12 protein-coding genes are annotated in these 18,191 nt (G+C 66.0%); 9 read left to right on the top strand and 3 right to left on the bottom strand.

From position 1 onward, the window contains the following. Positions 1-780, bottom strand: a complete 780-nt coding sequence (locus BMX36_RS02390) for an enoyl-CoA hydratase (RefSeq protein ID WP_093063564.1) — start codon at positions 778-780, stop codon at positions 1-3. Between the two features lie 115 nt (positions 781-895). Between BMX36_RS02390 and BMX36_RS02385 the strand changes: the two genes are divergently transcribed. The 3 genes from BMX36_RS02385 (at position 896) to BMX36_RS02375 (ending at position 5,168) form a co-directional block, all read left to right on the top strand. Then, positions 896-2,371: a tetratricopeptide repeat protein gene (locus tag BMX36_RS02385; protein ID WP_093063563.1), complete on the top strand. Its 1,476-nt coding sequence runs from the start codon at positions 896-898 to the stop codon at positions 2,369-2,371. A 76-nt stretch (positions 2,372-2,447) separates the two neighbouring features. Further along, a complete protein-coding gene (gene ada, locus BMX36_RS02380) occupies positions 2,448-3,485 on the top strand; it encodes a bifunctional DNA-binding transcriptional regulator/O6-methylguanine-DNA methyltransferase Ada (RefSeq protein ID WP_093063562.1) in 1,038 nt (345 codons plus the stop codon). Between the two features lie 159 nt (positions 3,486-3,644). Further along, positions 3,645-5,168 (top strand): TadA family conjugal transfer-associated ATPase, encoded by a 1,524-nt coding sequence (locus tag BMX36_RS02375; RefSeq protein ID WP_066781642.1) that lies wholly within the window; start codon positions 3,645-3,647, stop codon positions 5,166-5,168. A gap of 315 nt (positions 5,169-5,483) precedes the next feature. Here BMX36_RS02375 and BMX36_RS02370 read toward each other — a convergent pair whose 3' ends face one another. After that, a complete protein-coding gene (locus BMX36_RS02370) occupies positions 5,484-7,661 on the bottom strand; it encodes a TonB-dependent receptor (RefSeq protein ID WP_093063561.1) in 2,178 nt (725 codons plus the stop codon). A gap of 119 nt (positions 7,662-7,780) precedes the next feature. Between BMX36_RS02370 and BMX36_RS02365 the strand changes: the two genes are divergently transcribed. The 6 genes from BMX36_RS02365 to treY all read left to right on the top strand — a co-directional run bounded on the left by BMX36_RS02365 (position 7,781) and on the right by treY (position 17,135). Then, complete coding sequence (locus tag BMX36_RS02365) at positions 7,781-8,200, top strand: PilZ domain-containing protein (RefSeq protein ID WP_093063560.1); 420 nt, start codon at positions 7,781-7,783, stop codon at positions 8,198-8,200. A gap of 116 nt (positions 8,201-8,316) precedes the next feature. Next, a complete protein-coding gene (locus BMX36_RS02360) occupies positions 8,317-8,661 on the top strand; it encodes a DUF2934 domain-containing protein (protein ID WP_093063559.1) in 345 nt (114 codons plus the stop codon). Between the two features lie 77 nt (positions 8,662-8,738). Next, positions 8,739-10,841 carry a glycogen debranching protein GlgX gene (gene glgX, locus BMX36_RS02355; RefSeq protein WP_093063558.1) on the top strand — a complete coding sequence of 701 codons (2,103 nt, stop codon included), beginning with the start codon at positions 8,739-8,741 and terminating at the stop codon, positions 10,839-10,841. Beyond that, positions 10,841-12,982: a malto-oligosyltrehalose trehalohydrolase gene (gene treZ / locus BMX36_RS02350; RefSeq protein ID WP_093063557.1), complete on the top strand. Its 2,142-nt coding sequence runs from the start codon at positions 10,841-10,843 to the stop codon at positions 12,980-12,982. Before glgX ends, treZ begins: the two co-directional genes overlap by 1 nt. Then, the gene (malQ, locus tag BMX36_RS02345; protein WP_093063556.1) at positions 12,979-14,835 is read left to right on the top strand and encodes a 4-alpha-glucanotransferase; all 1,857 of its coding nucleotides are present in this window, start codon (positions 12,979-12,981) and stop codon (positions 14,833-14,835) included. Before treZ ends, malQ begins: the two co-directional genes overlap by 4 nt. After that, the gene (gene treY / locus BMX36_RS02340; protein WP_093063555.1) at positions 14,832-17,135 is read left to right on the top strand and encodes a malto-oligosyltrehalose synthase; all 2,304 of its coding nucleotides are present in this window, start codon (positions 14,832-14,834) and stop codon (positions 17,133-17,135) included. Before malQ ends, treY begins: the two co-directional genes overlap by 4 nt. Positions 17,136-17,177: 42 nt before the next feature. Here the strand turns inward: treY and BMX36_RS02335 are convergent, their stop codons facing one another. Continuing rightward, positions 17,178-17,852, bottom strand: a complete 675-nt coding sequence (locus BMX36_RS02335) for an epoxyqueuosine reductase QueH (protein WP_093065153.1) — start codon at positions 17,850-17,852, stop codon at positions 17,178-17,180. Between the last annotated feature and the right edge of the window lie 339 nt (positions 17,853-18,191).

The following is an 18,191-nucleotide window of genomic DNA, read 5'->3' as shown; positions in this document are numbered from 1 at the left end:
TCATTGTGAACGTCCGCGCGCCTGCACGGCGGCCCTGCGCGCTTCCACCGCCTCGGGCGTCACCGCCCGGTTGGCAGCCGACGATCGTTCGTGCTCCAGCTCCATCGCTGCGCCGAACGGCCGGGCAAAGCCGTCATCGATCAGTTTCTTGTACGCCGCGATGAACGCCGCGTCGGCAGAAGCGATGTCGCTCGCGAGCTTGCGCGCGGTCGCCAGCAGCTCGCCCGCAGGAACCACCCGGTTGACCAGCCCCCAGCGTTCCGCCGTCACCGCATCAAGGAAATTGCCGCTGAGCGACAGCTCCTTTGCGCGACTGATCCCGATCAGCCGTGACAGCTTCTGGCTGAGCCCCCAGCCCGGCATCACCCCGACCCGCGCGTGCGTATCGGCGAACCGGGCGTTCTCGCTGGCGACCAGGATATCGCAGGCAAGCGCGACCTCGAAGCCGCCGGTGATGGCGACGCCGTTGATCGCACCGATCACCGGCTTGCGACAAAGTTCGATCGCCTTCACCGGATTCTCATTGGCGCCGGTCGCATTGGCGGATCCCAGCGCGCCCGCCTGCGAGCCCAGCTCCTTCAGGTCAAGCCCGGCGGTGAACGCCCGCTCGCCCGCGCCGGTAAGCACGACCGCCCGGACGGACTCATCGCCGTCCACCTCGGTCATCACGCGGTAAAGCTGTGATCGCAGCGCCGTGGACAGGGCGTTCATCGCCTCTGGCCGGTTCAGCGTTACCGTGGCGACGCCATCGTCCACCTCGAGCAGCACCAGATCAGTCATCCCTCGCCTTTCTCTTGTTTGTTTGCGCGCATCGTAGCGCCGGTGAAGCAAGCGTCCACTCCATCTCTGGAACGCTGCCGTAATCATGCTACGGACGGCGTCGGGGGGATTGCTGATGCTGAAGATGTTGACGGCTGCCGTATTGCTTGCGGGTGCCTCGAGCGCCGCCGCTGAGCCATCATCCGCAGCATCTGCGGAGCTGCAGAAAGCCACCGCCGCCTATGACAAACAGGATTGCCCGACGGTGCTCGCGTCGGTGACACGCCTGAAGAAGATGCCCGATTACCAGCAGGATGACTTCGTTCGCCGGGTGACGCTGGAATTCTCCGCGCTTTGTCTTGCAGAAGCTGGCGACAAGGACGCAGCTTATGCGGACGCGCTGCGGGCGACGGAGATGGCCGGCACCGGCAACGGTGTCTGGGGCGTGCGGCTCGACGGAGAGTCTCGGGCGAAAAACTGGCCTGCGCTGGTCACCTCCTTCGAAGCGGTCGCCAGGGAGCGGCCGCTGATGCTCAACCAGATTTCCTTGGGGTGGCTGAACTACGTCGACCTGGAACTGCGCCGCGCCAACGAAACGGCATTGCGCCGCCGCTACCTCGCCCTGCTGGCGGATGGCAGCTACTGGCCCGAAGAGCCCGGCGGCAGCACCGAGGGCTTTCGTATGCGCTACGCCCTGCTGCTCGCCGACGCGGGGGAGCAGGACAAGGCAGATGCCATTGCGCGTCTCCTCACCAATCCATCGTTGCTCATCTCGCTCAGCCTCGATCCCCGCTTCCGCCCTGTCTTTGGCGAAACACTCGATCTGCGCGCCACGACGGAGCGGCACCTTGCACAGGCGCGCACCCAGATCGGCCGTTTTCCCAATGCGATCCGGCCGGTGATCGACGTCGCGCAAGATCTGCGCCTGCTCGGCCGCCCAAAGGAAGCGCTGGCCGCCCTCCATGCGATCGAGCCGGCGATCAAGAGTGACGCGCCACTCAGCGACCGCGAAGATAACGTGATCTGGTGGTGGGATCAGATCTCGCGTGCGCACTACACCAACGGCGATGTCCCCGCCGCGCTCGCCGCCTTGCGCACCGCGAGTGCGATCAAGGAAGACGACGCGCCGAACGTCAGCCAGACGATCAACCTTGCCAACCTGCAACTGACGACCGGCGATTCCGCCGGGGCGATCCAGACGCTTGCATCGCTTGATACAAGTGACGGTGCGGCAAGCCCTTACGGCATCATGCAAGTGGTCGGCGTCCGCGGGTGCGCCAACCATCGCCTCGGCAATCAGCCGGCCGCCGACGAAGATCTCGCTTATGCGCGGGCCCATACCAAGGACTCGTCCAGCACGCTGACCAGCCTCCTGCTATGCCGTGGCGATCTGGAGGGCGCGGCGGCCGACATGATCGCGCGGCTGGAGAATGCCGATCAGCGACATGGCGCGCTGGAAGAGCTCAGCACCTTCGAAGCGCCGCCCAACGCCCTACCCCGCGACCCCGTCGTTGCCGCCTATGGCAAGTTGCGGGCGCGCTCCGATGTCCAGGCAGCGGCGCGCAAGGCCGGCGGCACGCGCCACTTCAACATTCAGGAGTCCGGCTTTTAGCCTCCACGAACATTGCCCCGCTTTGATCGCAAGCCGCGGGATGTGCCCGGCGGGCGGACGGACTACATCGGCTGGCATGAGCGACACGATCGACAGCCAGTCCGCATGGGACGCCTTCGCGGCGCGCGATCGCAGCGCCGACGGCCGCTTCGTGGTCGCCGTCCGCACCACCGGCATCTATTGCAAGCCCAGCTGTCCGGCGCGCCATCCGCGCCGCGAGAACGTCACTTTCTACGTCGATCCGCCGACCGCGCGCGCGGCCGGATATCGCGCCTGCCTGCGCTGCCGCCCCGATGAGGAAGGGCGGGATCGGGTCGCGGTGGCACGCGCGATCGCGTTGATGGAGGCCGCCGAAGCCGCGCCGCGCCTTGAAGAGCTCGCGGCAACCGTGGGCTATGCCCCACATCACTTCCACCGCCTGTTCAAGCGGGCGACCGGCGTCACTCCGGCGGCCTATGCCCGCGCGTTGAAATCGCAGCGCGCGGCAGTCGCGCTGAGCGATGGCGCGACCATTACCCAGGCGATCTATGAGGCCGGTTATTCTGCCCCCAGCCGCTTCTACGCGCATGGGGCGCCGCGGCTCGGCATGGCACCCAGCGCCTGGGCGCGCGGCGGCGCCGGCGTCACGATCCGCTGGGCCATCGCACCAACCAGCCTCGGGTCGATGCTGGTGGCCGCGACAGATCGCGGAATCTGCCGCATCGCCTTTGACGAAGATGACCAGGCCCTGCGCGCGCGCTTTCCGGCGGCCGAGATCGTGCCCGGCGGCGAGCCGCTCGCAGCGCTGGCAACACAAGTGGTCGCGATCGTGGAAAGCCCCGGCCGGGACCACAGCCTGCCGCTCGACGTGCGCGGCACGGCCTTTCAGGAGGCGATCTGGCAGGCGTTGCGCACCATCCCACCCGGCGAAACTCGTTCCTATGCCCAGCTCGCCGCACTCGCCGGCCGCCCCGGCGCCGTGCGCGCCGCCGGCACGGCATGTGGCGCCAATCACGTTCCCGTGCTGATCCCCTGCCACCGGGTGACGAAAAGCGACGGCTCGACCGGCGGCTACGCCTATGGCCCCGAACGAAAGCGTATGCTGCTGGACCGGGAGCGAGACCAGACCGGCTGACGCCTCGCGGCCGTGCCCTCCACCGTCTTCTTGCTCGGCGATAGTTAAGCCCGCCGGCCCCTGAGGCTGGCGAAACACCCGTTACGAACCGCGAATTTAGGTAAATCTAAAGCCTTCGCGCTTAGTTTGGGGGTGGAGATAAGCAGGATTGTGGGTCAAATGAACGCATTCGGTCGTCGTAGTGGTACGGGCGCGGGCTCACGGCCGGGCTTCGGCGTGGCGCGCCCGATGCAGGGCGGCGCGCCGCGCCCGGACACGGGTGGTGATCAGTTCCCGTCGCTGGACTCGCTTCCCCTTCCCGGCGAAATCGCGACTCCCGACGATTTCGGCTCCGTCGCCGGCATGCAGATGGACGCCATGCAGCGCCTTGCCGATCGTCAGGCGGCATCGGGCGAGGCCGGCAACAGCCGCGTCGAAGGGTTCGAATCCTCGATCCACAAGATCAAGGAGCAGGTGCTCCCGCGCCTGCTCGAACGCGTCGATCCGGAGGCCGCCGCCACGCTCGGCAAGGACGAGCTAGCCGAAGAATTCCGCCCGATCATCGGCGAGGTGCTCGCCGAGCTGAAGCTCACCCTCAACCGCCGCGAGCAGTTCGCGCTGGAAAAGGTGCTGGTCGACGAGCTGCTCGGCCTCGGCCCGCTCGAGGAGCTGCTGGCCGATCCCGAAATCTCGGACATCATGGTCAACGGGCCCGACCAGACGTTCATCGAAAAGAAGGGCAAGCTCCAGCTCGCGCAGATCCAGTTCCGCGACGAGGAGCATCTGTTCCAGATTGCGCAGCGCATCTGCAACTCGGTCGGCCGCCGCGTCGACCAGACCACGCCGCTCGCCGACGCCCGCCTGAAGGACGGCTCCCGCGTCAACGTGATCGTGCCCCCGCTCAGCTTGCGCGGCACCGCCATCTCGATCCGTAAGTTTTCCGCCAAGCCGATCACGCTCGACATGATGGCCGGCTTCGGCAGCATGTCGCCCAAGATGGCCACCGCGCTGAAGATCGCCGGCGCCTGCCGCTTCAACATCGTGATCTCCGGCGGCACTGGCTCGGGCAAGACGACGATGCTCAACGCCTTGTCGAAGATGATTGACCCCGGCGAGCGCGTGCTGACGATCGAGGACGCGGCCGAACTCCGCCTCCAGCAGCCGCACTGGCTCCCGCTCGAAACACGCCCCGCCAACCTCGAGGGTCAGGGCGAGATCTCGATCCGCGATCTCGTCAAGAACGCCCTGCGTATGCGCCCGGATCGCATCATTCTGGGCGAAATTCGTGGCGCGGAATGTTTCGACATGCTCTCCGCCATGAACACCGGTCACGACGGCTCGATGTGTACGCTCCACTCCAACTCCCCGCGCGAGGCACTGGCGCGTATGGAGAACATGGTGATGATGTCGGACATCAAGGTGCCCAAGGAAGCGATCAGCCGCCAGATCGCCGATTCAGTCGACATGATCATTCAGGTGAAGCGCCTGCGCGATGGCTCGCGCCGAGTGACGAACGTCACCGAGGTGATCGGCATGGAAGGCCCGGTGATCGTGACACAGGAGCTCTTCAAGTTCGAATATCTGGACGAGACCGCCGACGGCAAGATCATCGGCGAATATCGCGCCATGGGCCTGCGCCCCTATACGATTGACAAGGCCAAGCAGTTCGGCTTCGACCAAGCCTTCCTTGAGGCGTGCCTGTAAGCGAAACACGTTTGAACTGCTTCCCCGGCGAAGGCCGGGGCCCAGTTGGGAAGGCCAGAGGGGCTGTCAGCGACCATCTCCGAACCGGGCCGAGCCTCCGCGGGGTCGTACGAAACTCTTCGGCTGGCCCATGAACAGCGTCACCCCGGCCTTGTGCCGGGATTCAAGGTTCCGCAAACTCGCAAGCCTGAGGTATGCGGCAGTCTGGATGCCGGGACGAGCCCGGCATGACGGAGAGTGCAGACGCGACGCAGCGCCGAGCGGGTTCACACAGGCTTCGTCACCCCGGACGTGATCCGAGGTGACGGGATCGGGTCAGAAGCTCACCCGCGCCGCCACGCGAATGTCCCGCCCGGCCAGCGGCACGAAATCCTTCGTGAACGACGCATGTCGCCGTGCATCCACGTCGAAGATGTTGTTCGCCGACACGATAAAGGTCGTCTCGCTTTCGCGCCCGAACGGTTTGAACGACACGGAAGCGTTGACCAAAGTGAAGTCATCGGTCGGCGTTTCGAAGGCGGCGATGCGATCCTGCGTGGTGACATGCTCCACCTCGACGCGACCGCCAAAATCGCTCACCCGTGCGGTCAGACCGCCCAGCACGCGCAGCGGCGGAATGCGCGGCACGGGCCCCCGATCGTCCGTCAGCGTCGCATGGACGTAATCGGCGACGATATTGCCATCCAGCTCGAATGAGCCGCTGCGCACCAGATCGGCGGTCAGCTCGCCTTCGGCGCCGTAATAACGCGCACCAGCCTGGAAATATTGGAAGATGGGAAGCTCGTCCTGCTCCTCCCCCGTGGCATTTTCATAGATATAATCGTCGAACCAGGTCGCATAGCCGCTCACCTGGAAGCGGATCGGCCCGGTGCGGCCGCGCGCGTATAGTTCTACGCCCCAGCTCTTTTCGGTCTTGAAGTTGGGATTGCCGATTTCGAACGCCTGCGTGGCGACATGCGGCCCGTTGGAAAACAGCTCCTCCGCCGACGGCGCACGCACAGCGCGTGATCCGTTGATGCCGATCTTCACCTCCGGCGCGACGGCGTAGGACAGGCCAAGCGCGCCCGAGAAGGCGTCGAAGTTGCGGCTGATCGCCACCGGCGCGACATCCTCGTCCAGCCCGATGCGCACCGCGCTGGATCGGACGTCGGTATGCTCGTACCGGCCGGCCAGTTCGAACTCCCAATTGCCGCGATTGATTTCCTGCAGGGTGAACAGGCCATATTGGTCGGTCACGTTCGGCGGCACGAATGCCTCCTCGCCGACCGCAGAGAAGTCGCGTGTAAAGCCCTGAAAACCGGTCACGCCGCGCCAGCCGGCGCGATCCGCCTGAACCAGCTCCAATCGCCCTTCGAACGCCTCCGAGTTGAACACGGTGCCCACTTCGGCGCCTTCGAATTCGGTATGCTCGTAATCGGCAAAGCCGCCGCGGAAGCGGATCTTGTCGATGAAGTCGCCATAAGTGTTCAATTCGCCGCGCATGTCAGCGCGGAACTGCTTCATGGCGATCGTCACGTCGCCATGCTCATGGCCTTCTTCCTCGTGCTCCTCTTCTTCCTCGCCTTCGTGATGATGATGGCCGGCGCCCGGCCGCTCGGCCACGCCATAATTGCTGTCGTAATAGCCGACCGAGAAGCCCAGGCTGCCGCCCTCGTTGATCACCGCCACGCCAGCGCCCAGCGTATAGGTTTCCGTTGCGCTGTTCGGCAGGCGACCGCGCCGGTTCGCGAGTTCGGTCGCCTCCGCCGCCTCCTCGACATGGCCCTCTTCGGCTTCCTCGGCGGCAATCTCCAGCTGCTCGTTGCGAAGATCGGGCGTCAGCTGATAGCCGCCGATGCGCAGATTGTCGCTCTTGCGATAGCTGCCGTCGACATGCGCCACGATCTGATTGGACAGCGCGACATCAAGGCCGGCGCCGGCGCTGCGCTCATCCGCTGCCGAGCCATAGGTGCCGATCGCGTCGACGTGATAGCCCTTCTCGGGCACGCCGCGCGGGATGCGCCGGTCGATCACGTTCACCGCGCCGCCGATCGCCTGGCTGCCAAACAGCAGCACCGCCGGCCCGCGCAGCACCTCGATCCGTTCGGCGGTGAGCGGATCGATCGTCACGCCATGGTCGGTGGACGTGTTCGACACGTCGAGCGAGCCGAGGCCGTCGGTCAGCACACGGATGCGCTCGCCCTGGAAGCCACGCAGCACGGGGCGCGAGGCGCCCGGGCCGAAGGACGTGGCCGACACGCCCGGCTGACTGGTCAGCGTATCGCCAATCTGCGGCCGGATGTCGCGAACCAGCTCGTCGCCGGTAATCACCGACGTGCCGGCGAGCAGGTTCAGGTCGCGTACGAAGGGGGCAGTGATGACGATTTCCGGAGAGGCCTCGACATGCGCCGTCCGACTCGCGCTCGGCTGGTCGCCCGATTGCTCGCTCGATTGCGCATAGGCCGGAATGCTGACCAGAGCCGTGCCCGCCAGCAGGATCGCGTTTACTTTCACTCGGAACCCCCGATTGTCTCTCGCCCTCCGGTTAGCGGGGACGTGATAACGTCACAAGAGCGAAAACGAAGTTTTCGGGGCCGCTTGCACAGTGGTTATGATTTCCCCAAGTGAAAGACATGACGGAGCGAGACCGTTCGGACGAGCCGGAAGGCGACACGGCAGCGCACCAGCCGCGTGCGCCACGGCACAGCGTATTCCTGAGCGCGACGGTGGAGCATTTCGGCGCAAAGGCGCCCACTAAGCACCGCGTGCGCGATCTGTCCGTCGGCGGCGTTCGCATCGATCAGGCGGCGGGGCTTCGGCCCGGCGCGACCGTCCTGGTCAGCGTTGGCGCGCTGGCCGCTGTTGGTGCGACGGTGGTCTGGGCCAGGGACGGCATCGCCGGCCTCAAGTTCGCCGAGCCGATCGATCCTGAAGCGGCGCGCGCCAAGGCGGCTGTGGCGCCGCAGCCGTTCCGCGGCCAGCCGCGCGATCTTGGCTCCGCTGGTCCTACTGCCGGCTGGGTACCCAATCTGAACAGTCCGTATCGCCGCTGAATCCGGGCGGCGATCCGCCTGTCTTGCCAGGCGATTTTGCGCACCAACAATTTCTCTGCCTCGCCGCGTCGATTCCGCCGGAAGCGCGTTTCACGAGCAAAGGCAGGAGAATAAAGGTGGCTGAAGATCGCGATCGGGAAATCAGGGAACGCGCCTATCGGATCTGGCAGGACGAGGGCGAGCCGTCAGGCCGCGATCAGGACCATTGGTCCCGGGCGGAGGCGGAACTGGGCGATGCGGCAAACGCCGCTGACCGCGACGAACTGATCCCCGACAGCACGGACGACCTGCCCTTCGGCGAGCCGGAGGACACCGGCCCCGCCGATGCCGCGCGCGATGAGGGCAGCCCCGACACCACCGAAGTGCCGCAGACCAGCGGCATCGTCGCGGCGAGTGCCGAGCCGGCGGCTCCCGCTCCGAAAGCGCGCAAGGGCAAGGGCACGGCCAAAGTGTCGAACTGAGCGTCCGCTTCTTCTCATCACAATCGACCACGGCAGGATGGCACCCATTCTGCCGACCAGGCTAGCGAGGCTGCTGCTTGCACTTCACCGTTGACCGGCTCCAGCCCGGCACCCCCTATCCGCTCGGCGCCACCTTCGACGGCCTGGGCGTCAACTTCGCCGTCTTCTCCGCCAACGCCGACGCGATCGAGCTGTGCCTCTTCGATCCGGCCGGCAAGCGCGAGATCCAGCGCTTCTGGCTGCCCGAATGCACCGACGAGGTGTTCCACGGCTATCTGCCCGACGTCGAGCCCGGCCTCCTATACGGCTATCGCGCGCACGGCCGCTACGAGCCCGAGGCCGGCCACCGCTTCAATCCCAACAAGCTCCTGCTCGATCCCTACGCCCGCAAGCTCCACGGCCAGATCAGATGGACCGACGCGCTCCACGGCTATCGCATCGGCCATCGCCGCGAGGACCTCTCCTTCGACAAGCGCGACAGCGCCCCCGCTATGCCCAAGAGCGTCGTGGTCGACGATCACTGGGACTGGTCGCGCGACCGCCGCCCCAACACCCCTTGGTCGGAAACGGTGATCTACGAGGCCCACACCAAGGGCCTCACCAAGCTGATGGAGGAAGTCCCCGCCCGCGACCGCGGGACGTACGCGGCGCTCGGCCACCCCGCGGTGATCCGCCACCTCCAGCGCCTCGGCGTCACCGCGATCGAACTGCTCCCGATCCAGGCCTTCACGCAGGACCGCTTCCTGCAGGAAAAGGGCCTGCGCAATTACTGGGGTTACAACACACTCGGCTTCTTCGCCCCCGAACAGGCGTACATGGCCAGCGAGCACCAGGACGAGCTGCGCCGCGCGGTCCACCGCCTCCACAAGGCCGGCATCGAAGTCATCATGGACGTGGTGTACAACCACACCTGCGAAGGCTCCGAACGCGGCCCGACCCTCTCGTGGCGCGGCCTCGACAACGCCAGCTACTATCGTCTCGTCCAGGATAACCCGCGCTACACGATCAACGACACCGGCACCGGCAACACGCTCAACATGAGCAAGGCGCGCGTCATCCAGATGGTCGCGGACTCATTGCGTTATTGGGCCACCAGCTTCGGCATCGACGGCTTCCGCTTCGATCTCGGCCTCACGCTGGGCCGCGAGGCGACCGGCTTCGATCCCGGCGCGGCCTTCTTCGACGTCGTCCGCCAGGATCCCGTGCTCAGCCAGCTGAAGCTGATCGCCGAGCCGTGGGACGTCGGCCCCGGCGGCTACCAGCTCGGCAACTTCCCGCCCGGCTTCGCCGAATGGAACGACAAGTACCGCGACACCGTGCGCAGCTATTGGAAGGGCGACGCGGGCACCCGCGGCGATCTCGCCGCGCGTCTGTCGGGCTCGGGCGACCTGTTCGACCGCCGCGCGCGTCGGCCGTGGGCGAGCGTCAACTTCCTCGTCGCGCATGACGGCTTCACCCTTGCCGACACGGTGATGTACGAACACCGCCACAATGAGGCGAACGGCGAGGACAATCGCGACGGCCACGACAAGAATCATTCGCGCAACTGGGGCGCCGAAGGCCCCACCGACGATCCCGCGATCAACGACGCGCGCGGCCGCGTCATGCGCTCGATGATGACGACGTTGCTCGCCTCGCTCGGCACCCCGATGCTCACCGCCGGCGACGAATTCGGCCGCACGCAGCAGGGCAACAACAACGCTTATTGCCAGGACAATGAGATCAGCTGGCTAGACTGGCAGGCCGCCGCGTCCGACGAAGGCCAGCAGCAGATCGACTTCACCGCCCGCCTCACCGAACTGCGCCGCCGCTACGCCGTGCTGCGCGCGCCCACCTTCCTCTACGGCCAGGACTCGCCCGGCCACGGCGTCAACGATGTCGAATGGTGGGACGAGCGCGGGGAACGCCTCAGCGACGAGGACTGGCAGAACCCGGAAGGCCGCGCGCTGATGATGCGCCGCGCGATCCGCACCGAGACGGGCGACGTGGAAGCGGTGTCGCTTCTCCTCAATGCCAGCGAGGCGCCAATCACCTTCCGCCTTCCCAAGCCCGACACCCGCCGCACCGTCCTGATCGACAGCGCCAAGCCCGATCAGGGCGAGATCGAAATCGACAACGAGTATGAAGTCGCCCCACAAGGCGCCGTCCTCCTGATGTGGACCAGCGCATGGGAAGAGTGATGCGCTGGGGCCCCGAAGCGCTTGCGGACGGCACCACCCGCTTCCGCCTCTGGGCACCCGATGCGGACACGGTGGCGATCGAGATCGGCGACGCCGCCACCGACGCAAACCTGCTCCCCGGCAAAGGCCGGGGCCCAGTTGGGAAGGCCCCCGAGAAAGCAACCAACGCCCCCCAACTGGACCCCGGCCTCCGCCGGGGAACAGCAGATGAGGTGGCGCCCCCCTCCCCCCCGCTCGTGCTGAGCCTGTCGAAGCACGTGCTCCAGGCCACAACAGAGGTTGGAGAAGCGCCCTTCGACAAGCTCAGGACGAACGGAGGGGACGACACGAACTCCGACCGCGTGCCCCTCACCCCCACCGAAAACGGCTGGTGGGAAATCACCCTCCCGCCCCCCCCCGGCACCCCCTACCGCTACCACATCGCCAACACCCCATTCCCCGACCCAGCCTCCCGCCGCCAGCAAGGCGGCGTCCACGGCTGGAGCATCGTCCCCGACCACAGCTACCCATGGCGCACCCCGGAATGGCGCGGCCGTCCCTGGCACGAGATGGTCGTCATGGAGCTCCACGCCGGCACCCTCGGCGGCTTCAGCGGCGTCCTGCGACGCCTCCCCGCCCTCGCCGCGCTGGGCGTCACCGCCATCCAGCTCATGCCGATCAACGCCTTCGCCGGCGACCGTGGCTGGGGCTATGACGGCGTCCTCCCCTATGCCGTCCACGAGGCATACGGCACGCCCACCGAGCTGCGCGCCCTCATCGACGCCGCGCACGAACTCGGCCTCAGCGTCTTCCTCGACGTGGTGTACAATCACTTCGGCCCCGACGGTAACTATCTCGGCCTCTACGCCGACCGCTTCTTCCACCGCGACGTCGCCACCCCCTGGGGCGGCGCGGTCGCCGTCGACGAGGCGCCCGTCGCCTGCTTCTTCATCGACAACGCCCTGATGTGGCTCAAGGACTATCGCTTCGACGGCCTCCGCTTCGACGCCGTCCACGCCATCGACAACCCCCAGTTCCTCGACAAGATGGCCGCCGAGATCCGCGCCGCCCTCCCGGACCGCCACGTCCACCTCGTCCTCGAGAACGAGCAGAATGACGCCGCCCGCCTCCGCCCCGACGCCTACGACGCGCAATGGAACGACGATTTCCACAACGTCCTCCACGTCCTCCTCACCGGCGAGACCAGCGCTTATTACGGCGACTTCGCGGACCGGCCCGCCGAGCGCCTCGCCCGCTGCCTGTCGGAAGGCTTCATCTACCAGGGCGACCCCTCGCCCAACCACGACGGCAAGCCCCGCGGCACCCCGAGCGCCCACCTCCCCCCGATCCGTTTCGTCAGCTTCCTCCAGAACCACGATCAGGTCGGCAACCGCGCCCTCGGCGAGCGCCTCACGCGTCTGACCGATCCCGCCAAGCTCCGTGCCGCCACCGCGCTGATGCTGCTAGCGCCGCAAATCCCGCTTCTCTTCATGGGCGAGGAGGAAGGCAGCGAGAGCCCGTTCCTGTTCTTCACCGACTTTCACGACGACCTGGCCGACGCCGTCCGCGAAGGTCGCCGTAAGGAATTTGCCAAGTTCGAAGCCTTCGCCGACGAGAAGACGCGCGAAACGATCCCCGACCCCAATGCGCTATCGACCTTCGAAGCCTCGATCCCGCAGCCCGGCCCCGATGCCGGCACATGGCGCTCCTTCTACCAAACCCTCCTCCACCTTCGCCGCGACCACATCGCCCCGCGCCTTTCCACTCCAAAGCAGCACCCCGTCGAAGGCCGGGGCCCAGTCGGGAAAGCCGAAGTGGAAGCTAGCCCGCTCGCCCAGCTGGACCCCGGCCTCCGCCGGGGAACAGTAGAAAGCCTCGGCGCCCAAGCGACCGGCAACACCGCCGTCACCGCCCGCTGGCGCCTCAACGACGGCAAGGTCCTGGCCATCGCCATCGACCTCGCCGACGCCCCCGCCCCGCTCCCCACCCCCCCATTCGCGCCCACCCCGTCCGTGCCCGCTACAAGCACCCCGTCCCCGTTCGTGCCGAGTGAAGTCGAGGCGCGGGCCAAACAGAACAAAACCCTCGACGATGCTCGGGACGAAGGGGAAAACGGCCTCCTCTTCACCACCGACAATCGCTTCATCGCCTGGCTCGAATGAAGAACCTGCACGCCGCAGCAGCCGCCGCCGGCCTCAAGCGCCATTGGACCGATGCTACCGGCACCGCTCAGCAGGTCGACGATGCCGTCCTCGAAACCCTGCTCGCCTGCCTGGATCAGACTCCCGCCGATCAGCCCCTTCTCTCGATCACCGCCGGCCAGCCGCTCACGATCCCCGGCAGCGCGACCGGCATCGCCGAACTCACGCTGGAAGACGGCTCCAATCACCCGCTGACGCTCGGCACCGACGCCATCACCACGATCGGCTACCACCACCTACAGGTCGGCGGCCGCCATTATACGATCGCCGTCGCTCCGCCCCGCTGCCCGCAGCCGCCCGGTCATGGCTGGGGCGTTGCCGTCCAGATCCCGTCCCTGCGCGACGAACACTCCACCGCCTACGGCACATACGCCACCCTCGCCCGCGCCGCGGCCGCCTTCGGCCGTGCCGGCGCCACCGCGCTGGCGATCAGCCCCACCCACGCGCTCTTCCCCGGCGACCCGGGCCGCTTCAGCCCCTACGCCCCCTCCTCGCGGCTCTTCCACAATGTCATGCTCGCCGATCCATCACTGGTCGGCATGCCGTTCCCGGATGAGCCCGCACCCGACTTGATCGACTGGCGAACCTCCCACGATGTTCGTTTGAACCACCTGCGGCTTTCGTTTGCGAATGCCTCTTCCGAAGTTCGGGCCAAGGTTGCGGCGTACGTGGCCGAAACCAGGCCAAACGTCTCCGATCACGCGCTGTTCGACGCCATAAACCTCCACTTCGGCGGCCAGGGCTGGCCCGCCTGGCCCGCCGAGCTTCGTGATCCGGCCAGCCCCGCGGTCCAACGCTTCGCCGCCGAGCACGCCGATGAAGTTGCCTTCTTCACCTATCTTCAATGGCTCGCCGACCAAGGCCTTGCACGCGCACAAGAATGTGCCCGGGAGCACATGGCAATCGGCCTCATTGCGGACCTCGCCGTCGGCACCGATTGTGGCGGCAGCCACGGTTGGAGCGCCCCGCAGGACCTGCTCACCGGCGTCACCATCGGCGCGCCCCCCGATCCGCTCGGCCCCGACGGCCAGAACTGGGGCATCTCCGCCCTCGACCCCTTCGCCTTGGCACGCAGCGGCTTTGCGCCTTTTATCAACACCATACGCACCGCGCTGCGTCATGCCGGGGGTCTCCGTATCGACCATGCAATCGGCCTCGACCACCTCTGGATCGTTCCCGACGGCGGCACCGCGGCCGACGGCGCATATCTCACCATGCCCGGCGACATCCTTAAAAATATCGTCGCGATTGAGGCACATAGGGCCGGGGCAATCGTCATCGCGGAGGATCTGGGCACCGTCCCGCCTGGCCTGCGCGACGATCTCTCCCGGCGCGGCATGCTCGGCATGCGCGTCCTACCGTTTGAGCGGGACGAAGAAGGCGATTTTGTCTCGCCGTCTCAATGGGATGCGGACGCCGTGGCCATGACCGGCACGCACGACACGCCCACCGTCGCCGGCTGGTGGAAGGGCCGCGATCTCGATTGGCGGGCGAAGATCAGCGGTCGGGCCGCAAGCCTTGAGAGTCGAACAGACGAACGCAAGTCCCTGGCACAAGCTATTGGAATAGCTACTGTCGCCCCGGAGCCAGCGCCGCTGGATCAGATCCTCGCAGCGGTGTCCAATGCGCCCGCCGCCCTCGCCATCTTCCCGCTCGAAGATCTGCTCGGCCTTGAGGAACAACCCAACCTGCCCGGCACCGTCGACGAGCATCCCAACTGGCGCCGCCGCATGCCCGACGGCACTGATCAGCTGCTCGCCGACGCGACCGTCGCCGCCCGTACCCAGATGCTTACCGCCAAGAGGCCCGGATGATCCCCCGCGCGACCTATCGTCTTCAGTTTCATAAGGATTTCACCTTTGCCGATGCGGAGGAGATCGTGCCCTACCTCGATCGCCTCGGCATCAGTCACATCTACGCCTCCCCCATCACCACTGCGGCGCCGGGCTCGACCCATGGCTATGACGTGGTGGATCCCACATCGATCAATCCCGAACTCGGCGGTGAGGAAGGCTTCCGCAGCTTGGTCAAGGTGTTGCGGGCGCGCGGCATGGGCATGATCATCGACATCGTGCCCAACCACATGGGTGTGGCCGGTGATACCAACCCCTGGTGGAACGACGTGCTCCGCCACGGCCGCGCCAGCGACTATGCCGAAATCTTCGACATCGACTGGTCGCGTCCGATCGTTCTTCCAGTCCTCGGCACCTCGCTGACCCAAGCCTTGGCGGAAGGCGTGATCAAGGTTGAGCATCCTAACGAGCGTTGGTGGATAACTGCCTATGGAAAGCAGCATTTTCCGCTTCGTGACGAAGACCAGAATGCACCGGACCGGGAACGGATCGAGGCGCTCCTTGCCCGCCAGCACTATCGTCTCGCGCTCTGGCGCACCGCTAACGACGAGCTCAACTGGCGGCGCTTCTTTGCGATCAACGAACTCGCCGGCGTGCGGATCGAGGATCCAGCGGTGTTCGAGAAAACGCATCAGCTCTACTTCCGCTTGCATGCGGAAGGGCTGATCGACGGCGTGCGGGTCGACCATGTCGACGGCCTCACGGATCCGCTCGGCTATTGCCGTGCTCTACGCGAACGGCTTGGGCCCGACGCATGGATCGTCATCGAGAAGATCGTTGGTCCAGGTGAGGTGCTATCGGAAGAATGGGCGGTAAATGGCACGAGCGGTTACGATTTCATGGAGGAGGTCGCAGCTCTGCTTCACGATCCCGCCGGCGCCGCGCCGCTCGGCGCCTTGTGGCATGACGTCAGCGGCCGACCCGCTGAGCTGCATTCGGAAGAACTGCTCGCAAGGCAGCAACTGCTCGCGTGGCAATTCACCGGTCAGCTCGAAGGCTGTGTCGATGCTTTTGCACGGATTGCTCCCGATGGCGTGACCCGCGCGATGCTTCGCCGCGCGGTCGAGCGATTGCTCTGGGTCTTTCCCGTCTACCGCACCTATGGCCCGGACGCGCCCGTCAGCGATGCGGCGATCCGCAAGGAAACGCGCAGCCGGGTCGCGCCGCATCTCCCACCGGGGGAGGAGAAGGTGGCGGACCTCATCCTTGAATGGCTGGCCGGTGACGGTTCGGGCAGTGTCGAAGAACGAGCTGACGCGGTGCGCCGCTTTCAACAACTCTCCGCACCAATCGCCGCCAAGGCATTGGAAGACACGGCGTTCTATCGCTATGGCCGCCTGCTGTCGCGAAACGACGTAGGCTTCGATGCCGCTCGGATGACAATGGAGCCTTCGACCTTTCACGAGCGCATGATCGCCCGCGCGCGGCACTGGCCCAATGCCATGCTGACCACCGCGACGCACGACCACAAGCGTGGCGAAGACACGCGCGCGCGGCTCGCAGTGCTGAGCAGCATGCCTACGCGCTGGCGTGAAACGGTTGCGGAATGGGAGGCGATTGCAGAGCCGATGTCCAGCGATGTCGATCGCGGGGACCGCTACATGCTGTTCCAGTCGCTTCTCGGCGCCTGGCCCGATCGACTGACCGACAATTTCGCCGACCGCATCTCCGCCTGGCAGACCAAGGCTTTGCGGGAGGCCAAGCTGCGCTCATCCTGGGAAGCACCCAACGAAGACTATGAGACGCGCTGCAACGATCTTGCCCGCGCGCTCATCACCGACCCACGCTTTACCGCAGCCATCGAGAGCTTTCTCGCCGAGATCGCACCCGCTGCTGCCCGGAACAGCCTCGTTCAGGTCGCATTGCGCTACACCCTGCCCGGCGTTCCGGACCTGTATCAGGGCACAGAATTGGCGGATCTCAGCCTCGTTGATCCCGACAATCGGCGCGCGGTGGATTTCCCCGCGCGCTTCGCCGCGCTCGACCTTCCCCCGGCCAAGCTCCAACTGATAATCGCGTTGCTGGCGGCCCGACGTGAAAACCCGGCGCTGTTCACGGGCGGCAGCTATGAGCCGGCCAGCGCCACTGGCACTACGCGTTTGCTCGCCTTCGAGCGTCGGCACGGCGACAAGACATTGCGTTGCGCGGTGAAGCTGGACGACAGCAGCCCTGACGGAACGATCATCCGCTTCGCCTCCGGTCCCCAGCACCAAGCTACGCGCCTGTTCGAGGCATCACCTGTGTGGTTCGAGGTCAGCTGAGCGCCTCTCGAGCGATCGGCGTTTACCGCTCCCGAACGTCAGCTATGCCTGCTGATCAGTCCCGTAGAACAGCTTGCCGATCTCGATCTCCTGCCGGCCCTGCGATATGCGATGGGCATTCGTGTCGCGCAGCGAATAGACGCAGCCGCAATATTCCTGCTGGTAGAAGTTCTCGCGCTTGGAAATGTCGATCATCCGCGCCGCGCCGCCACCCTTGCGCCAGTTGAACGTCCAATAGCTCAGGTCAGGATAACGCCCGGCCGCCCGCTCACCGCAATCGTTGATCTGCGTCATGTTCTTCCAGCGCGAGATGCCGAGCGACGACGTGATCACCGGGAAGCCATTCTCATGCGCATAAAGCGCCGTACGCTCGAACCGCATGTCGAAGCACATGGTGCAGCGTACGCCGCGCTCGGGCTCGTTCTCCATCCCGCGCGCACGCTTGAACCAGTTCACCGTGTCGTAGTCGGCATCCACGAAGGGGATGTCGTGCTTCTCGGCAAAACGGATATTTTCCTCCTTGCGAAGGATATATTCCTCCTTCGGATGGATGTTCGGGTTGTAGAAGAAGATCGTATAGTCGATCCCGCTCGCGGTCATCGCCTCCATCACTTCGCCTGAGCAGGGCGCACAGCAGCTGTGCAGCAACACCTTCTTGTGGCCATCAGGCGGCGTCAGGATCGGGCGGTCGATGTCAGTGGTGACGGGCTTGGTCATGGCCTGGCGCATATAGCAAAACGCCCGCCGATCACAGACGTTTGAGCCGCGACGTTCGCGAACCACCCAGCGCCGGCCAAGACTTGGTGCGCGATCCAGAGCCCCGCGAGCGTCGCCAGCCGCTGCTCACGCGGCGCCTTCAACGCCGGCGCGAGGCCGCGAAGATGAAAGCTTCATTCGCAAACTTCGCAGTCTCGCCCTCATGCCATCCGCCGATCTTCGCCCTTTAGATCGCCTGCATGGGTTGCGCGTTTGCGGATAATGCACAAATGGTAAGCCGTGATCGTACGAAGCGACGCGCACAACTCGGGAGAGTCTCGGAACCGTGCGCGGCGCCAA

The sequence above is a fragment of the Sphingomonas sp. OV641 genome (genome assembly GCF_900109205.1).
In the GTDB taxonomy this organism is placed as follows: Bacteria; Pseudomonadota; Alphaproteobacteria; order Sphingomonadales; family Sphingomonadaceae; genus Sphingomonas.
This window is presented reverse-complemented; position numbering and strand designations above follow the sequence as displayed.